Genomic DNA, 18,069 nt, shown 5'->3' with positions numbered 1-18,069 from the left:
TATATTCGAAGCCACTGCGAGGAAGCTTGGGAGGAAGCTTGCGACCGGCATCCAACTCCGTGGCGAGCCTGGCGCCCGCCATCGATCTGAAGCTGCGGCTGACGTTGCGCGTCGCGGCGCTTGCGGCAGTTTGCTTCATCGCCGTCGCAGCCTACGCCTTGTTCGACAGCGACCGTGTCGCGAAGGCCAAAGCGAGCCGTATCGCCGAGATCGTGGCCCGCGATCTCTCGTTGCAGCAATCACAGGCGCAGTGGCTCTCGGTGTCCATCAACGCGACGCCGGATTTGCAGGGAATCGCGGCGCTGATGGAGCCGGGCCTTTGCATCGCCTATCGCGACAATGCCGGCGCGTTTCGCCAGGGCGTCTGCAGCGGGACGCCCGCCGACGAAATGGCCGCGCCCGAAACCTTCGCGGCCCTCTACCGCGTCATCTTTCGTCCGGGTGAACCGGTCTCGATGCCGGTCCTCGTTGCCGGCAGTCCGCGGGGCAGGGCCGTCGCGACTTTCGACGCGGCTGCGCAGATCGGCCAGAGCTGGCGCGAGGTAAGCCACCTGCTCGCAATCATGGCTTTCGCCCTGGCGGGACTTTGCCTTGCTGTCTATGCCGCGCTGGCGCGTGCGCTGCGGCCCACACAGGCGATTCAGGTCGGGCTGAAGCGGCTTGCGGCGAACGATCTTTCCGCGCGCCTGCCCCGTTTCGATCTTGCGGAATTGTCTGCCATCTCCGGTGTCTTCAACACCCTCGCCGAGCGGCTGCAGGCAGCACTTGCCGAACGCAACGCCCTGACACGAAAGCTGATCGAAGTGCAGGACGAGGAGCGGCGCCATCTTGCGCGCGAGCTGCACGACGAATTCGGTCAATCGCTCACCGCCATCGCAGCCCAGGCCGCCTCCGCCGCCCACACGGCGGAGCACGAATGCCCGCCGCTTTACGAGGAATGCCGCGGTATCTCGCGCACGACCGCAGGCCTGATGGAAACCCTGCGCGGGGCACTGGTCCGCCTGCGTCCGCCCGATGTCGAGGAGCTCGGCCTCACCGTCAGCCTCGAAAGCCTGGTCGCGAGCTGGAACGGCTTTGAGAAGGGCCGCACCCGATTTGAGATTGTCGTCACTGGCGAAGCCGACGATTTGCCGCCCGGTGTCAGCGCCAGTCTTTATCGGATCGCGCAGGAGGCGATCACCAACGCGGCAAAGCACGCACAGGCCAGATGTGTGCAATTGCGTCTCGACGCTGGAGACGCCGACATCGTCCTGACCGTCGAGGACGACGGCGAAGCGGCGCCCGCCAGCCTGACGCCGAACTTCGGCATGGGACTGCTCGGCATGCAGGAGCGCGTGGCTTCGCTCGGAGGGACACTGCAATTCGAGCGGCGGGGGGCGGGCGGCGCCCGGCTTGTCGCGCGCATTCCCGCGATGCCGGTGGAGGCCTAGACATGGCAGCCTTGGATTTGGCGGACACTGCAGGCCGCACGCGCGTGATGCTGGTGGACGACCATGCCATCGTGCGCGAGGGCTATCGCTCGCTGCTGCAGAAGCAGGATCGCCTTCAAGTCGTCGCCGAAGCCGGCGACGGGGCCGACGCCTATCGCGTCTACAAGCAAGCCAGGCCCGACCTCGTGATCATGGACCTGTCGATGCCGGGAATTGGCGGGGTCGAGGCCATCCGCCGCATCCGGCAATGGGATAAATCCGCGCGCATCCTCGTATTCACGATGCACCAGAGCGCGGCCTATGCCGTCCAGGCGATCAAGGCGGGCGCCCGCGGCTTTGTCACCAAAAGCAACCCGCCCGACGCACTGCTGCGCGCCATCACCGAGGTCATGGCCGGACGTATAGCGCTCAGCCCCGACATCGACCATGAACTCGCCATCAGCCGGCTCGCCGACGAGCCTTCGGCGATCGACGCCCTGAGCCCGCGGGAATTCGAAATCCTGCGCATGCTGCTGGCAGAGAAATCCGTGGATGAGATCGCAAACACGCTGCATATCAGCGTCAAAACCGCGGCCAACACGCGCTATCAGATCCGCGCCAAGCTCGGCGTCGGGTCCGACATCGAATTGGTACGCCTGGCGCTTCGCCAGCGCATCATCGCGGCGGAGGATATGGGAAGCTAGTCTGGAGGAGATGTGCCATGCGCAAATCCCTCTCGTGCTTCGACCAGGTCTCTGCGACACTCCCGGCCAACAAACATCAGATGGGGAGAGACGCATGCTGGCAATTCTCGGCTCAGGCGAACACCGTTACCGCGTGGTGGAGAACTGGGCGAAGCTGCCGGACGGCTGGCGCCTGACCGATGTCGCATCCGTCGCGGTCGACAGCAAGGACCGCATCTACGTCTTCAACCGCGGCGACCATCCGATGGTGGTGCTGGACCGAGAGGGTACCTTCATCAAGAGCTGGGGCGAAGGGCTGTTCAACCGCGCCCATGGCCTGCACATCGATGCCGACGACAATCTCTATTGCACGGATGACGGCGATCATACCGTGCGCAAGTGCACTGGTGACGGCAAGGTTCTGCTGACCATCGGCATCCCGAACAAGCCCGCCCCCTTCATGAGCGGCGAGCCGTTTCACCGTTGCACCCATACCGCGCTGTCGCCGAAGGGCGAGATCTATGTCTCCGACGGCTACGGCAATGCCCGCGTTCACAAATATTCGCCTGACGGCAAGCTTTTGAAGAGCTGGGGCGAGGCCGGCACCGATCCCGGCCAGTTCAACATCGTCCACAACATCGCGACCGATGCCGACGGCTGGGTCTATGTCGCCGACCGCGAGAACCACCGCGTCCAGGTGTTCGACGGCAACGGCAAATACGAGACGCACTGGAATTTTCTGCACCGGCCGTGCGCGCTGTGCTGTTGCGGCGGCAAGCAGCCGAATTTCATCGTCGGCGAGCTCGGCCCCGGCATGGCGGTTAATCGCAAGGTGCCCAATCTCGGCCCGCGGCTTTCGATCGTCGATTCCAAAGGCAAGCGGATCGCCCGGCTCGGCGGCGAGAACGGTCCGGGGCTGGAAGCCGGAAAATTCCTCGCGCCGCACGGCATCGCGCTGGATTCGAAGGGCGACATCTATATCGGCGAAGTCGGCGTTACCGACTGGAAAACCAGTTTTCCGGAGACGCCGATGCCGCCGGAAGTCGGCGTGACGCGATGTCTGCAGAAGCTGGAGAAGGTGTAGGCCTCAACTAGGCCTTGTACAGATAAAGCTGATGGCGTGACGCGACGAAGTGTATGTCCGCCTTGCTCAAAAAGCGGCGCGCAGCACATGGCACGCGAAATGCGCTCAAGCGATGGCGTTTCGCCCGAGAGCCCACGACCGCCTCAAACAAAATCAGCGGGGACCTTGGTTGGCGCGCCCCCGCCGACCGGGGTTTTCGTCACTGCGTTTTCTGTCGGGGATCATCTTTGGGATTTACGTAATTGATACCCCACGGACCAGTGCTGTTGATCTGTACGACGGTTTCTTCATCGGTGAAGGCGTAGTGCGCCATGCCGGGCGCAAACGCGAAGAAGCTTCCAGCCGGCAGCGGCTTGGCGTTACCTTTATCGGCAACGTTGCCCATGCCGAGAATAAAAGTGCCAGAGATAACGGTTACGATTTCAGGCTTCGGGTGGGTGTGCGGGGGAACGGCATAGCCCTTGGGGAGCTTGAACCGAAGCACGAACAAGCCGTCCTTCGCGGGGTCGCCGTAGAGCACGCTTGCTTCAGCCCCTGGCGGAACAGACGGCGGGGCCTTCGTCCATTTTACATCCTGCGGTCCAAGCATCTTGTCGTCCATGCCTTGGGCTGACGCGGGACCGGCCAAGGCGATCAAGCCGGAAACGATGGCAACTTGAATCATTTTCATGTGATCCTCCCATGTCTCAGACTAAGCCCAACTTTTGAGGTGCTGAGCCGGCCGAATTCTATCCCCCGTGCAAAAGATTGAAAAGTCGAGCCGCGCCTCCTCCAACGACCTCGCATTCGTCCAGCTTGCGTCAATCAGGTTATGGCTGCGCGTTGATGAGTCCACGCCCTAATTTGCGACGGAGAGCCTTGCTACGGTCCGTGATCGGCAGGGCGGGACCGACCCCTCCCGCTGAACAAATTGTGCTCGCGGACAAGGCCCTCGCCGACGAGATCAAAGAACGCACGCACGCGCGCCGTCCTCTTCAGGTCGGCGTGGGTCACGATCCACAATTCGCCGACCAGATCCGCCACCGGATCCGGCAGCGCGCGGGTGAGATCGCCATCCTCGTCGCCGAGATAGCAGGGAAGCAGCGCGAGACCGATGCCGGCCTTCGCGGCGATGAACTGATTGACGAGGCTGTTGGTCCGGTAGACGAAGGCGTCGCCCGGAACCGTCAGATTGAGCCAATCGGCCGCCATGATGCCAACAGCGGTTTCTTCCCACCCGATCAGAGAGTGCGCGCCGAGATCTTTGGGGGATGACACGCCCCCGCCCTTTTCATCGAGATAGCTCGTCGCGCCGTAGACGGTCCATGCGACATCGGCGAGCTTGCGGCCCCAGAGATCGCCCTCCTTCGGCCGCATCGGGCGAAGCGCGATGTCGGCCTCGCGGCGCGAGAGATTGAGGACGCGGTTGTCGATCACGAGTTCGACGACGATGCCGGGATGGGTTTGCCGGAACGTTGCGAGATGGCCGGTTAGTTTTCGGTAGGCCAGCGTCTCCGAGGAGGTGACGCGCAAGCGGCCGGAGAGACGGTGATCGCGGCCGGCGATGTCGCGGCCTATGGCGAGCGCCTCGTCTTCCATCCGCTCGGCCGCCGCCGCCATTCGCTCACCCGCCGGCGTCGCCTGGTACGCGCCGCCGGGATGGCGCTCGAACAGGCGGACACCGAGCCGCGTTTCCAAGGCATTCAGGCGCCGAAACGCGGTCGAGTGATCGATGTCCAGCGCTTTAGCGGCGCCGGTGAGGCTGCTTGCGCGATGCACCGCCAACACGAGTTGGGGCTCGTTCCAGTCCTCCATGCTGCACAGCTATGGAGCCCTTGCAGTTTCGCAAGTGACGTTGGCGGAATTCCAACGTGCTTTCCGTTCTGCCAGACGTTATCTGGATTGCTGAAGCGAGGACGAGGAACACGCTGGAAACCGAAGCGTGGCCCCACTGCCTCGTCGCAATGACAGATCAAATCTTCAACATGGGAGTCCAAGACATGGGTGCTCCATCCCCGGAACTTTGCAATCTCTGGCTGGCGCGCGCGTTCAACGCGCAGGACGTTGACGCTGCGGCGGCGATGTACCACCCCGACGCCTCGATCGTTCAGGTCGACGAGGTCCATGGCCGCAGCACCGTCGCGCGCGGCGCGGACGGCATCCGCAAGACGATGGCGGCCTATGTCGGATTGAAGCCGCATATGGATGTCGTAACCCATCACACGACAGTCTCCGGCGATTTCGCCATGACGCGGTCGCAATGGCTGATCAAGGGCACTGATGAACGGGGCAACCCTACCGAGGTGCATCACCATGGCATGGAAGTGCACCGCCGGATGCCCGACGGCACCTGGGTGTTTTTCATGGATCACCCGTTCGGCGCCGATCCGACCTGGGCGGTTGAAGCTCCGCCGCACACCGAGTAGTAGCGTGTCATAGCCGACCCCGGAGAATTGCCAATGCAAGAGCTTGCCGTGCTCGCCAGCATCGTCGCCGCGCTCAGCGTAGGCGTAATCAGCCCCGGACCCAGTTTCGTGATGGTGGCGCGCGTGGCTGTCGCCTCAAGCAGAATCCGGGCGCTTGCCACGGCATTGGGCATGGGCGCCGGCGGCGCCATGTTCGGCGCGGCGGCGCTGCTCGGGCTGCAGAGCGTCCTGCTGGCCGTGCCGGCACTCTATGCGGTGCTCAGAGTGCTCGGAGGTCTCTATCTTTGCTACCTCGGCTTTCTGATCTTCAGATCGGCGCGGCAACCTGTTGCGATGGTTGCCGGCGGCGGCGACAACGGCTCCCGGCCGCTGCGCGCGTTCTGGCTGGGCGTCACCACGCAGGTCAGCAACCCGAAGACGGCCATCGTCTATGCGAGCGTGTTCGCAGCTTTCCTCCCGGCATCCTTTTCCATGGGGTTCGCCGCCGCACTGCTTGTCGCGGTGTTTTTCGTGGAGACCGCGTGGTATGCGCTCGTCGCCGTTCTCTTCTCGTCGGCTGGGCCGCAACGGGCCTATCTGTCGTACAAGTCGTGGGTCGATCGCGCGGCCGGCGCGGTCATGTTCGGTCTGGGCCTGAAGCTCGTTACCAGCGCTGCCAAACCGTAGACGCCTGTGCACCCGCCTGCGCCATTCGCAGCGTTGTGTGACGAGCTGATCCGCGGCCACGCCAGCGCCTGATCGCCTGCCCCGCCCCTATCACGATGGATTGACCGCGCGCGGCCGGCACTGGCGGGACGAGGAACCGCGGCTTTTTCCGGGCCACGGCGCACGTTCACGCGTTCCCCACACTGGATAAGCCCCGGAACGCTCTTCACAATCCCGTCACGCTGCCTGTAGTATGCAGGACAACATGCTGCTTCGCAGCTAACATGGGGGTCAGGAGCGTTACTTGAACGCACATGTCTCGCAGGGCGGTTGGCCGGTACTGGTGCTGAACGCGGACTTCCGGCCGCTGAGCTACTATCCGCTGTCTCTCTGGTCGTGGCAGGACGCGATCAAGGCGGTGTTCCTCGAACGCGTCAATATCGTCGAGCACTACGACCGCGCGGTGCACAGCCCGACCTTCGAGATGCAGCTCCCGAGCGTGGTGTCGCTCAAATCCTTCGTCAAGCCGACCACGCATCCCGCCTTCACCCGCTTCAACGTCTTCCTGCGCGACCGCTTTGTCTGCCAGTATTGCCACGCGCATGACGACCTGACCTTCGATCACATCATCCCGCGCAGCAAGGGTGGCCAGACCACCTGGGAAAATGTCGTCGCAGCCTGCTCGCCGTGTAATCTGCGCAAGGGCAATCTAACGCCGCAGCAGGCCAAGATGTTTCCGCGGCAGGCGCCGTTCGCACCGACGGTGCATCAACTCCACCGCAACGGCCGGCTGTTTCCGCCAAACTATCTGCACGATAGCTGGCTGGACTATCTTTATTGGGACACCGAGCTCGATCCGTAAGCCATATTCCTGGCGTCCCGATTGGCGCGCGCTGCGACCCCATCGCTTGCCTTGGCCAAATGTGATCCGCGCGGTTCCAAGCCCATACATCCTGAGATAGGATTTTGCAGCCGCCGCAATCACGTCATTGCCGGCAAACCTGCGAGGTCCTGCAATGTCTTTCCGCAAGGATAATGACGACTACGAAACCTGGCTGGGTACGCAGTGCGACGTCGTCAAGGCGGATATCGACTACAAGCACCACCGGATGAAAAAGAGCGCCTTCATATTCCTGCGCGCGACCTATTTTCGCTGGGCGAGGAAGATCGGCGACTGGTGTCCGGAATTGATGGATGCTCCGTCCGTGCTCTCGGTCGGCGATCTGCATCTGGAAAATTTCGGAACCTGGCGCGATGCGGACGGCCGCCTGGTGTGGGGTGTCAACGATTTCGACGAAGCCGCCGTCATGCCCTATGTGCTCGACCTGGTCCGGCTCGCGGCGAGCATCCGGCTCGCCCCCGATCTCGCAGTCAGCAATCGGGATGCGACGGAGGCCGTACTCAAGGGTTACCGCGAGGGCCTTGATGGCCCGCAGCCGGCGCTGCTGTACGAAGGTGAAACCTGGCTGCGACCCTATGCAGAACGTGCCGACCTCCGGCCGGAGAAATTCTGGAAGGAAGTTTCCGGATATCCAAAGGCAAGGCCGCCGGCAAGGATCGCCGAAGCGCTGATCGCCAGCCTGCCAAAGGACGTGGAGAAGGTTCGCCTGTGCTCGCGCCGCAAGGGCGGTGGCGGCCTTGGCAGGCCGCGCTACGTTGCAGTCGCCTATTGGCGTGGCGGCCACGCGTTGCGTGAGGCCAAGGCGCTGGTGCCCTCGGCATGGATCTGGGCCAACGGCAAGAAGAGCCAAACGTCGAATTTCCTCGAATTGGCGAACGGCCGCTACCGCGCGCCGGACCCGTTCCTCAGTGTTCGCGACAAGTTCATCCTCCGGCGCATCGCCGCCGATTCCCACAAGATCGAACTCGGTGACGATGCCGGCTCAATGCTTCGGCTCGAACTGCTGCGGGCGATGGGATTCGATCTGGCGTCTATACATGCAGCCGGTTCGGCCACGACGCGCGCGATCCGGCACGACCTCCGGAAGCGGCCACGCGGCTGGCTTAATGCCGCCGCCAAAGCCGCGGCTACGGCGGTCGAGCGTGACTATGAAGAATGGCGAAGTTGATTCCGCAATTTTAGATTTCGATTGCGACCAGATCGGCTCCCGATCTCGTATGTACTCCAGTCTCCCTTCACTCAGCCATCCAATTCTGTCACGATGTTTTGGAGACACCCGCCTCGTCAGAACACAAGAGCGGCATCAACGCCCCAACGGAAACGCCCATGCTCATTCCCATCGCCGATGTGCTGCGCTGGTATGCCGAACGGAAACCGAAGGACAGCATCGCAGTCAGTCACGGCCCCGAAGCCATCACCTGGGCACAGCTCGAACGCAACGCCAATCGTCGTGCCCGTGCCTTTGGCGCAAAGGGCGTAAAGCCCGGCGATTTCGTCGCGATCGGGCTACCCAATAGCAACGTGTTTTTCGAAACCACTTTTGCGGTGTGGAAATGCGGCGCGACACCGACGTCGCTGACCTGGCGATTGCCGCGCGGCGAGGCTGCTGCCGTGCTCGACATTCTCAAGCCGTCACTGGTGGTCGGCGGCCAGCCTGACTGGAACGCGCCGAATTCGCTGCCGGCGGATTTCGTGCCGGACGGCTTTTCCGACGAACCGATCGACAACCCGGTGGCGCGCTACTGGAAGGCTATGACCAGCGGCGGCTCGACCGGTCGGCCGAAAGTGATCCTCGATCACCGGCCCGCCGTGATCGATACCGCCGGACCGGCGGCGCTCGGCATGCCGCTCGGCGCTTCCCTGCTCAACCCCGGCCCGCTCTACCACAATGCCCCCTTCATCGTTTCGCACACCGCGCTGTTCCACGGCGGACGGGTCACCGGCCTCGTCAAATTCGACGCCGAGGAATGTCTGCGCATGATCGAGGCCAGCCGGGTACAGTGGGTCAATTTCGTGCCCACCATGATGCACCGGATCTGGGCGCTGCCCGATGAGGTGCGCAACCGCTACGACTTGTCGAGCCTGCAGATCGTGTTTCACATGGCGGCGCCGATGCCGCCATGGCTCAAGGAAAAATGGATCGAGTGGCTGGGGCCCGAGCGCATCTACGAACTCTATGGCGGCACCGAAGCACAGGGCGCCACGATCATATCAGGCGTTGAATGGCTCGAGCACCGCGGCTCGGTCGGCAAGATCGGCGAGACCGCGCGCCTGCGCATCATCGGCGAAGACGGCAACGATGTCGCGCCGGGTGAAACCGGCGAGATCTACTTCCTGCCCAATGACGGCGCCGGCTGTACCTATCACTATCTCGGCGCCGAGCCGAAGCGCCGCGCCGACGGCTGGGAATCGCTCGGCGATATCGGCCGGCTCGATGCAGAGGGCTACCTCTATCTCGGCGACCGGCTCGCCGACATGATCCTGCGCGGCGGCGCCAACATCTATCCGGCCGAGGTCGAGGCCGCGGTATCGGCACATCCCGACGTGCGCTCCTGCGTCGTCGTCGGTTTGCCGGATCCGGAATTCGGACAGCGCGTCCATGCCATCCTCGAGCTCGACCGCAGCACGGATGCGCAAGCTGTCGCCGACGGCATGGCCGATTTTCTCTCCGACCGGCTCAGCCGCTACAAACATCCCGAAAGTTTCGAGGCCGTCCAGATCGGACTACGCGACGATTCCGGTAAGGTTCGCCGCACGCTGTTGCGTGATGAACGTGCGGAATGGTTGAGGGGAAATCGCAGTTTCCGGATCATGCCTGCACGCGAACGGGCAAAAGCGGACTGATCCTCGATTACCGCTGGAACAATTCTGAATTGGCCCTCTTATGGGTCACGTCGCGGCCATTTTGGGGATACTTTCAAGACGGCCGTTTGCAGCATAGATTGTGACAACATTCCCGCGCTTCCGCCCTGCGGAAAAGCCCGCCGGTTCGCCAGGAGACTCATCAATGCCTTCCTTGACCGAATGGAGAGTGCCGCCCGCAAACCAGCCGCGCGCAGGCGACTATGATTTCGACCTCGACAGAACCCTGTCGTCGGTGGTCGGACTGCATTCGATCATCCCTTCCGATGCTTTCAGCGCGGAAACGCTCGGCACCGAACGCGCCGGCAATGGCGTGCTGATCGATCGCGGACTGGTGCTGACCATCGGCTACCTGATCACCGAGGCCGAAGCGGTCTGGCTGCATCGCGGTGACGGCCGCGTCGTCGAGGGCCACGCGCTCGGCTTCGATTTCGAAAGCGGCTTCGGCCTGGTGCAGGCACTCGGCGATCTCGATCTCGATCCGCTGCCGCTAGGTTCTTCCGCCGCCGCCGAAACCGGCGACCGCGTGGTGGTCGGCGGCGCTGGCGGCCGCACGCGCTCGGTCGCCAGCCAGATCGCTGCAAAGCAGGAATTTGCCGGCTACTGGGAATACCTGCTGGATGAGGCGATCTTCACCCATCCCGCGCATCCGAACTGGGGCGGCACCGGGCTGATCTCGAACCGCGGCGAACTGATCGGCATCGGCTCGCTGCAGCTCGAACGCGAGCGCGAAGGAAAGGCCGAGCATGTCAACATGATCGTGCCGATCGACCTGTTGAATCCCGTGCTCGACGACCTCAGGAAATTCGGCCGCGTCAACAAGCCGGCGCGGCCGTGGCTCGGCATGTACACCACCGAAATCGACAACCGCGTCGTGGTGGTCGGCATCGCCAGCAAGGGCCCGGCGGCGCGCGCCGAACTCAAGACCGGTGATGTCATCCTCGCGGTGAACGGCGACAAGATCACGAGCCAGACCGGCTTCTACCGCAAGCTCTGGTCGCTCGGGAATGCCGGCGTCGACGTGCCGCTTACGGTCTATCATGAGGGCGTCACCTTCGACGTGGTGCTGAGCTCAACCGACCGCGCCAAGCTGTTGAAGGCGCCAAGGCTTCACTGAATCAAGGCTTCACTGAATCAAGGCTCCATTGAACACAAGAGAGTGCCCGATGAGTGAGGCCGTGGTGGACGACATCGTGGCCGTGCTGCCACCGCTGCTGCAGTCGCTCGAAGCCCTCGCCTTCGTCGCGCGCTACCTCAACCCGCCGGATTTCGACCGGGTGATGGTGGCGGCAGGCCAGCCGGACGACGATCTGCGCGCGGTACGTCCTCGGCTGGCGCAATGGCCCGACGAGTTCGCCAATATCAAGGCCCCGCTCGAGGCAGCGAGCGATGCCGCACTGGCCGCATTCGCGGGCCTGCGCGTCGTCCAAAATGGCAACGGCGATTTCGTCAGCCTGTTTCGTGCGCTTCGATATGCCCCGCGCGCGCAGGAGGCGCTCTATCCGCTGTCGGTGAAGTTGCCGCCGGTAAGCGAGTTCTTCATCGATCCCTCGCTGCGGGGAGACGCCGAGCTTGCTGCGCGGCTGGCGGCGCCGGCCCATGAGAACACCGGTATCTTTCACCATCATAACGAGCCCGGCAGCCGCGGCGGCTTCTCGCTCTACGTGCCGGAATATTATACGCCGGATCGCGCCTGGCCGCTGGTGATGGCGCTGCACGGCGGCAGCGGCAATGGTCGCGGCTTTCTGTGGAGCTGGCTGCGCGACGCCCGCAGCCGCGGCGCGATCCTGGTCGCGCCGACCGCGACCGGCAATACCTGGGCGTTGATGGGCGACGACACCGATACGCCGAACCTGATGCGCATCCTGGAATCGGTGCAGGCACGCTGGAACGTCGATCCGAAGCGGATGCTGCTGACCGGGATGAGCGATGGCGGCACGTTCTGTTACGTGACGGGATTCGAGAGCGCCTCGCCGTTCACCCATCTCGCGCCGGTGTCAGCGACCTTCCATCCGCTGATGGCAGAAATGGCTGATGCCGACCGGCTGCGCGGCCTGCCCGTTCATATCGTGCATGGCCGGCTCGACTGGATGTTCCCGGTGCAGGTGGCGCGGCAGACTGCCCAGGCACTGTCGGCCGCGGGCGCCAACGTCACCTACCGCGAGCTCGACGATCTCAGCCACACCTATCCGCGTGAGATGAACGCGGAGATGTTGCAATGGCTGAACGGCCAGACCTGAGCGCCGACAGCCGACACAATCTCGTCCGAATTTATCTCTACGGGTAGAACAACTTAGCCAACAACGTGGGGGCGTTGACCAGACCGGTTCATTGGAACCGCGAGAGGATGCAACATGCCCTCGAACAACGGCCCTGCCGCTCCGGCGGCCACCGCTGCCTCCAATTCGCTGCTGCTCTCCAAAGGCGTCACCCGCCTCGAAGTGACGCTGAAACTCACCACCGCGATCCTCGCCCTTGCCGCCGGCGTCTACACCTATCTCGGCGTCCGCGAGCTGCTCAACGGCAGCCCGACCACGGTGTTCTTCGCCGCGGTGATCTATTCGGTTGCGGTGTCGGTCGGCATCTACGCCTTCTGGATCTTCCTGATGCAGTTCATGCCACATGTGGTCGATCGCACCGGACGTTGGCTGATGTTCGGCTGCATGCTCCTGGGCTCGCTGATGATCGTGGCGATGTCGTCCTGGCTCAACGCTTCGGCGCTGGCAGGTGCGGCCGCAATCCAGCAGCATCTCGCGATCACCGTGCAGAACTACACCCGCGACCTCGATACCGCCAACAGCAACGCCATCGCGGCGCAAGGCCTGTTGCCGGATATCCAACTCGCCTCCTCGCGGTTCGCAAAGCTGGCTGACGCCGAGCGCGCGGGCTCACTGACCGGCACCGCAGGATCCGGCACTGTCGTCCAGCTTCTGACGCAAATGTCCGGACAGCTCGACGGTCTCGGCCAGGAGGTGCAGGCGTCGGGCAAGCGCGTCTCGGCGCTGTTCGAACAGGGCGGCAAGCATCTGGCCAAGATGCGCGAGCTGATTTCCGACCGCGGGCCGATCTCGGAGCGCAGCGACGCCTTTGCAACGGAATCGCTGGCGCTCAGCGGCGTGATCGCCAATCTACAGCAGACCTCGGTGGCCCCCGCTGTCAAGCGCGCCGCCGCGTCGCTGTCGTCCACCTTCATCGCGCCGGCGGCGGGCGGCCGCACCGCCGATCTCGCGGACCGACAGACCGCCGTGGTCGGCAAGGTCGAGACTTCGATCGCGGCGCAAGCAGCTTCGCTCTCCGACGCCGCCGACAAGATCCTGGCGCTGCCTCGCGTCGAGCCGGCACGGTTCCAGACCATGTCGCCCGCCGAAGCCGTGCTTCGCTATGCCAGCGATTTCATTCCGAGCTGGGCCGGCGCGATCTCGATCGACCTGATGCCGGCGGTGCTGGTGTTGATCCTGTGCGTGGTGCACGCCGCGATCCGGCGCGAGGGGCTACCCGCCTTTTCTGCATCCGGCATGACCGCGGGCGAACTGGTCGCGGCGCTGCAGATCGCCCGCGAGGTCGAGGATGCGCGCCGCGCGGTGCCCGGCGACATAGCGGTCGAAGCCAAACCCGACGAGCCCGCATCAAGCACCGCGACGGCGGACGAGGAAAACGTCACGCCGCTGTCGTCGGCGCGGCACACCAAATAGGTGCGCCATGCAGCCGTCCCTCACGATCCAGCAACGCATACACGCTTTCCTTGCGGGTAATGCCGACGAGGTAATGCTGCGCTGGCTATTCCGCAGCGTCGTCATGGTCACCATCGCCGTGCTCGCAGCCGATCTTGCTGGCATGAATGGATGGATCGGCACGCCCGATCCGGCGGCCGAGGTAAGGCAGGACACGCCTTCGCTGAACCTTCCCGATGCGATGCCATCGATCCTGGCGCCGCTCGCGCCTGATGGCGACAAGCGCCTGACACCGCGGCCGCAAGCAGATGGCGCGATGGCGAAGCCAATGACGTTTGAACTGGTCGGCGGCGACAAGCTGATCGCGACCGGCACCATCACGCCGGGAATTTTCGATGCCTTCGCCGCCGAGGTCGCCAAGCGCGGAGATTACATCAAGACGGTCCTGCTGAATTCGCCGGGCGGATCGGTGGCCGATGCGCTGGCGATGGGACGGCTGATCCGCGAGAGGAATTTCGCAACCGAGATCGAACCGGGAAAATACTGCGCCTCATCCTGTCCGCTGGTATTCGCAGGCGGCGTCGAGCGTCGCGTCGGCGACAAAGCGATCGTCGGCGTACATCAGGTGGCGGCACTGGGCGCGACGTCCGGCCTGCCGCGGGACGAGATGAACGTGGCGCAGAATATTTCCGCGCGATGCCAGCGCTATCTCGGCGATATGGGCGTCAATTTGCAGGTCTGGGTGCATGCGATGGAAACACCGCATGACAAGCTCTTCGTGTTCAAGCCGGATGAATTGAGGTCGCTCAATCTGGCGACGGCCGCGGCGGCCGTGCCCTCGGCCACGGCGCCTCGCCCGACGTCCACGAAGTCGCGTTCCTAGGGGGCGGGAACCAAACCGCGACATCCGCGTTGATGAACCGCAACGGAGGGATACCATGCAGACGTTTGTCGGAATGATTTTGGGTGCACTGCTGCTCGTTTGCGGCGTCTACATCTACGATTCCATGCAGACGTCGAGCGTTGCCAGCGGTCAGGTCGCGCAGGCCAACCGCACCATCGTCAACTGGGACGTGGCGGCCGCCGACTGGAAGACGCTGAAGACGCGCACCCATGAGGAATGGGTCAAGCTTTCGTCGAAGTAATTTGCCGGCAGAATCGACTCAACGGTCACACGCCGTCGTTCCGAACGACGGCGTGTTGTTGTGACGATCGTCAGTTGGCTTTCTTCGCCTTGCGGGCGTCGGCGATCACCATCTCGAATTCCGCCATGGTCAGGATGCCTGGGACGCGGAACTTGCCGACGATAAAGGACGGCGTTCCCTTGAAGCCGAACGCTATCGCCTGATCGTGGTTGCGGGCGAGCACGGTATCGATCGCCTTGGCATTGGCCGTGGCGTCGCGGTTGAGGCGGTCCATGTCGATGCCAGCCCCCGCCAGCAATTCGCGAATGCGCGGTTCGGTCAATTTCGAGCTGACGCCGATCATCGCCTCATGCGCGGCCAGATACTTGTTCTGATACTTCGCGGCCAGCGCCATCCGCGCCCCGAACTTCGAGACCTCGCCGAGAATCGGCCAGTCCTTCAGCACCAGGCGGACCTTGCCGTCATCCTGTACCACCTGCTGAATCTCGGGCGCGATCTTGCGGCAATACGGGCAGTTGTAGTCGAACCATTCGACGATGTTGATGTCGCCCTCGGGATTGCCGGTCGCGGGCACCTCGGGATCGCGCAGCACCAGCGCTTCGTTCAACACGTCGTCGCTGCGCTGCGCAAACGCCGGTCGCGCCGTGGCGCCGAGCAGCGCGGCACCGCCGAGCAAGCCGAGCGCTTCGCGCCGCGTGGGCTGCAGGATGATCCCGGCAGGATTGTTCGATCGCTTCATCTTTCGTTTCGTGAAGGGCTGCATTTCCTGTCTACGGCTGAGATGCGGATATGTTACGCGCCAGCATATAGAGCGCCACTGCAATAATGACCACGGCGAACACGATATTGAGTGCGCCGCGGCGCTCGGCGAGATGCCGCGCCGAACGCGTGCCGGCCAGGCCGCCGGCGATGCCGCCTGCCACGAACAGGCCCGCCAGCGCCCACGACACCAGGCCGGACCAGGCATAACTGGCGGCCGTGGTCAGGCCGAACGCGGTGACCGCGACCAGCGAGGAGGACACCGCGTTCAGGATCGGCATGCCGGTCGCCAGCATCAGGGCCGGCACGATCAGGAAGCCACCGCCGATACCGAAGAATCCCGACACCGTCCCGGTCGCAAGACCAAGGCTGACGATGGCAGGGATGTTCGACATCGAGACCTTGACGTCAGGCAAGCCGATGCGCGAGCGCGTCTTCAGCATCAACAGCGCGATGACGATCATGACCAGCGCAAACAGCGCCAACAACCGCTGGCCGTCCATCATCTTGCCGAGGATTGATCCGCCGAACGCTCCGACCATGCCGGCGGTGGCGAAGATCAGCGCGCAGGACCAGATTACGGTGCCGCCGCGCGCATGGTTGGAGAGGTTGACCGCCGCATTGGCCGCCACCGCGATCGCGCTCGTGCCGATCGCGACATGGGGCTCCGACACGCCGACCACATAGACCATCAGCGGCACCGCCAGGATCGAACCACCGCCCCCCACCAAGCCAAGCGAAAACCCGACCAGCATCCCCGACGCCAGTCCCAGCACGCCCTGCGCGGTGGAGATGATCAAGTTGAAAGACTCTGTTGCACGGCGCGACCATAGAAGGATTTTTCACATCCTGCTATGCCGTTAGCATAAATATGCACTGCAGCAGGGTCAGGCCGGTGCGGGCGCCTTGTCCGTGACGGCCCCTTCGCGGGGCGGCAGCGCCATCAGCGTGCCGCTCATGGTCGCAATCAGCGTCTCGACCCCCTCATGCGCGGCATAGGCGCGGGCTTCGCATACGGTCAGCGTGCGGCCGGGCTTGACGACGGTAGCGCGGAAGGCAAACCGCTCGCCGCGCGCGGGCGCCAGGAGGTTGGTCTTGAACTCCACGGTGAGAATCCCTGCCCCCGCCGGCATCAGCGTGAAGGCGGCGATGCCGCAGGCATTGTCGAGCGCGGCCGTGATGATGCCGGCATGGATAAAGCCGTGCTGCTGGGTGAGTTCGTCCCGATAGTTCATGGCGAGATCGACCTCGCCGGGCTCCAGCCGGGCAATCGAAATGCCGAGCGTCTTCATCGCCCGCTGCTGGTTGAACGTATCGATCGCGATCTCGCGATAGTCAGGATTCTTCGGCTGGAAGCGCACCATGGTCAGGCCATCGCCGGTTCGAGATGCCTCGTCGCGGCGGTGGCGGATCGCGGGCGCGAAGGCGGTCGACTTGCGCGCCTGCCGGTCCATGTGGACGCCGACGAATTCGCAGGTGGCGGCAATCTCGCCGGTTTCGGCATTTCGCATTTCGTGGACAAAACGGATCGACTTGTCGCGGATTTCCAGCAGCCGGCTTTTGACCTCGACGATGTCGCCGGCCAGGAGTTCGCGCTTGTAGGCGATGGTCTGCTGCACGGCGGCCATGCCGCGGCCGGACGTGCGCAGATAGGACGGGGTCAGGCCGAGTCGGGCGAACAGGTTCCAGTTCGCCTCGTCGAATTTGCCGACGTACCACATGATGTTCATGTGCCCGACGTGATCGCATTGCCAGGGATAGACCGTGCCGCGATAGGTCGCGTCCGTCTCCATCGTTTGCTCCCCGCTTTTGTCACTCTGATACGGTAGCGTATCAGGCGTTCGCCGGGTTAGCAATACGGCACCGTATCAATATTCGGTGAGATCATGATCGACGCCAGGAGCGACAGCAAAAGCGACACCCGAACCGGCGAGGTGCGGAGCGAGCGCTGGATCGAAGCCGGCTTTAAGGAAATCGCCCGGGCCGGCGTCGAGGGCGTGCGGGTCGAGGTGCTGGCCAAGAACCTCGGCGTCACCAAGGGCGGCTTCTACCGCCGCTTCCGCGACCGCGCGGCGCTGCTGGAAGCCATGCTGCAGCACTGGAGCGCGGGCCGCATCGCCGCGATCGAGAAACACACCAGCCTCGACGGCACGACCGCGCGCGAGCGGCTGAAGGCGCTGACTGCGCGCTATTCCGAGCGCATCAATACCGAAGGCATGGCGGTCGAACTGGCGATCCGGCAATGGGCCCGGTCCGACGAACTGGCTGCCGCAGCCGTCGCCAGTGTCGATGCCGCGCGCCTGAAAAATGTCGGGCAGCTCTATCGCGCGACCGGCTTGCCGCCAGAGGAAGCCGACGCGCAGGCGTTCCTGTTCTATTGCTTCGTGTTCGGCCAGAGCTTGCTGTTTCTCGAACGCGGCCAGCGCAAGCGCGCACAGCTCGTAGCGAAGTCGGCCGAGACATTGCTCCGCGAACTGTAGGCGCGGCCGAATATCCGGCCGCGCC

At 63.9% G+C, this 18,069-nt stretch carries 19 protein-coding genes and 1 pseudogene; 14 read left to right on the top strand and 6 right to left on the bottom strand.

What is annotated here, in order from left to right:
* Positions 1-38 precede the first annotated feature (38 nt).
* The 3 genes from AC0QUY_RS18185 (at position 39) to AC0QUY_RS18175 (ending at position 3,176) form a co-directional block, all read left to right on the top strand.
* Positions 39-1,430, top strand: a complete 1,392-nt coding sequence (locus tag AC0QUY_RS18185; RefSeq protein WP_475387803.1) for a sensor histidine kinase — start codon at positions 39-41, stop codon at positions 1,428-1,430.
* Between the two features lie 2 nt (positions 1,431-1,432).
* Positions 1,433-2,113, top strand: coding sequence for a response regulator (locus AC0QUY_RS18180; protein WP_475387802.1), 681 nt, complete (start codon positions 1,433-1,435; stop codon positions 2,111-2,113).
* 94 nt (positions 2,114-2,207) lie between these two features.
* Entirely contained in the window at positions 2,208-3,176 is a 969-nt protein-coding gene (locus tag AC0QUY_RS18175; RefSeq protein WP_475387801.1) for a peptidyl-alpha-hydroxyglycine alpha-amidating lyase family protein, read from the top strand.
* A gap of 199 nt (positions 3,177-3,375) precedes the next feature.
* Here AC0QUY_RS18175 and AC0QUY_RS18170 read toward each other — a convergent pair whose 3' ends face one another.
* Positions 3,376-3,846 carry a cupin domain-containing protein gene (locus AC0QUY_RS18170; RefSeq protein ID WP_161850055.1) on the bottom strand — a complete coding sequence of 157 codons (471 nt, stop codon included), beginning with the start codon at positions 3,844-3,846 and terminating at the stop codon, positions 3,376-3,378.
* Between the two features lie 191 nt (positions 3,847-4,037).
* The gene (locus AC0QUY_RS18165; RefSeq protein WP_475387800.1) at positions 4,038-4,970 is read right to left on the bottom strand and encodes a LysR family transcriptional regulator; all 933 of its coding nucleotides are present in this window, start codon (positions 4,968-4,970) and stop codon (positions 4,038-4,040) included.
* Positions 4,971-5,155: 185 nt separating this feature from the next.
* Between AC0QUY_RS18165 and AC0QUY_RS18160 the strand changes: the two genes are divergently transcribed.
* From AC0QUY_RS18160 to AC0QUY_RS18115, 10 genes are all read left to right on the top strand, one after another.
* On the top strand, positions 5,156-5,581 hold the full coding sequence (locus AC0QUY_RS18160; RefSeq protein WP_161850057.1) for a YybH family protein: 426 nt from the start codon (positions 5,156-5,158) through the stop codon (positions 5,579-5,581).
* Between the two features lie 33 nt (positions 5,582-5,614).
* Entirely contained in the window at positions 5,615-6,247 is a 633-nt protein-coding gene (locus AC0QUY_RS18155; RefSeq protein ID WP_475387799.1) for a LysE family translocator, read from the top strand.
* A gap of 283 nt (positions 6,248-6,530) precedes the next feature.
* On the top strand, positions 6,531-7,088 hold the full coding sequence (locus AC0QUY_RS18150) for an HNH endonuclease (protein ID WP_057858692.1): 558 nt from the start codon (positions 6,531-6,533) through the stop codon (positions 7,086-7,088).
* A gap of 154 nt (positions 7,089-7,242) precedes the next feature.
* On the top strand, positions 7,243-8,295 hold the full coding sequence (locus AC0QUY_RS18145; protein WP_475387798.1) for a DUF2252 family protein: 1,053 nt from the start codon (positions 7,243-7,245) through the stop codon (positions 8,293-8,295).
* Positions 8,296-8,453: 158 nt separating this feature from the next.
* Positions 8,454-9,971, top strand: a complete 1,518-nt coding sequence (locus AC0QUY_RS18140; protein ID WP_475387797.1) for an AMP-binding protein — start codon at positions 8,454-8,456, stop codon at positions 9,969-9,971.
* A 163-nt stretch (positions 9,972-10,134) separates the two neighbouring features.
* Positions 10,135-11,106 (top strand): S1C family serine protease, encoded by a 972-nt coding sequence (locus AC0QUY_RS18135; RefSeq protein ID WP_161850060.1) that lies wholly within the window; start codon positions 10,135-10,137, stop codon positions 11,104-11,106.
* A gap of 49 nt (positions 11,107-11,155) precedes the next feature.
* Entirely contained in the window at positions 11,156-12,229 is a 1,074-nt protein-coding gene (locus AC0QUY_RS18130; RefSeq protein WP_475387796.1) for a carboxylesterase family protein, read from the top strand.
* A gap of 114 nt (positions 12,230-12,343) precedes the next feature.
* Entirely contained in the window at positions 12,344-13,681 is a 1,338-nt protein-coding gene (locus AC0QUY_RS18125; RefSeq protein ID WP_475387795.1) for a hypothetical protein, read from the top strand.
* 7 nt (positions 13,682-13,688) lie between these two features.
* A complete protein-coding gene (locus AC0QUY_RS18120) occupies positions 13,689-14,543 on the top strand; it encodes a COG3904 family protein (RefSeq protein ID WP_475387794.1) in 855 nt (284 codons plus the stop codon).
* A gap of 55 nt (positions 14,544-14,598) precedes the next feature.
* Entirely contained in the window at positions 14,599-14,805 is a 207-nt protein-coding gene (locus AC0QUY_RS18115) for a hypothetical protein (protein WP_161850064.1), read from the top strand.
* A 70-nt stretch (positions 14,806-14,875) separates the two neighbouring features.
* On the opposite strand, the gene AC0QUY_RS18110 is transcribed toward AC0QUY_RS18115, so the two are convergent.
* From AC0QUY_RS18110 to AC0QUY_RS18095, 4 genes and pseudogenes are all read right to left on the bottom strand, one after another.
* Positions 14,876-15,544 (bottom strand): DsbA family protein, encoded by a 669-nt coding sequence (locus AC0QUY_RS18110; protein ID WP_475387793.1) that lies wholly within the window; start codon positions 15,542-15,544, stop codon positions 14,876-14,878.
* A gap of 31 nt (positions 15,545-15,575) precedes the next feature.
* Positions 15,576-16,361, bottom strand: a complete 786-nt coding sequence (locus tag AC0QUY_RS18105) for a sulfite exporter TauE/SafE family protein (RefSeq protein WP_161856226.1) — start codon at positions 16,359-16,361, stop codon at positions 15,576-15,578.
* Positions 16,362-16,451: 90 nt separating this feature from the next.
* The gene (locus AC0QUY_RS18100) at positions 16,452-16,928 is read right to left on the bottom strand and encodes a PaaI family thioesterase (protein WP_475387792.1); all 477 of its coding nucleotides are present in this window, start codon (positions 16,926-16,928) and stop codon (positions 16,452-16,454) included.
* Between the two features lie 2 nt (positions 16,929-16,930).
* Positions 16,931-17,357, bottom strand: a pseudogene (locus AC0QUY_RS18095) (acyl-CoA thioesterase).
* A 93-nt stretch (positions 17,358-17,450) separates the two neighbouring features.
* Here AC0QUY_RS18095 and AC0QUY_RS18090 point away from each other — a divergent pair.
* On the top strand, positions 17,451-18,044 hold the full coding sequence (locus AC0QUY_RS18090) for a TetR/AcrR family transcriptional regulator (protein ID WP_161850068.1): 594 nt from the start codon (positions 17,451-17,453) through the stop codon (positions 18,042-18,044).
* The last annotated feature ends 25 nt before the right edge of the window (positions 18,045-18,069 follow it).

Source organism: Bradyrhizobium sp. WYCCWR15520, from assembly GCF_056174665.1.
Note: the sequence above shows the minus strand (reverse complement) of the source record. Positions and strands in the feature narration are given on the sequence as shown.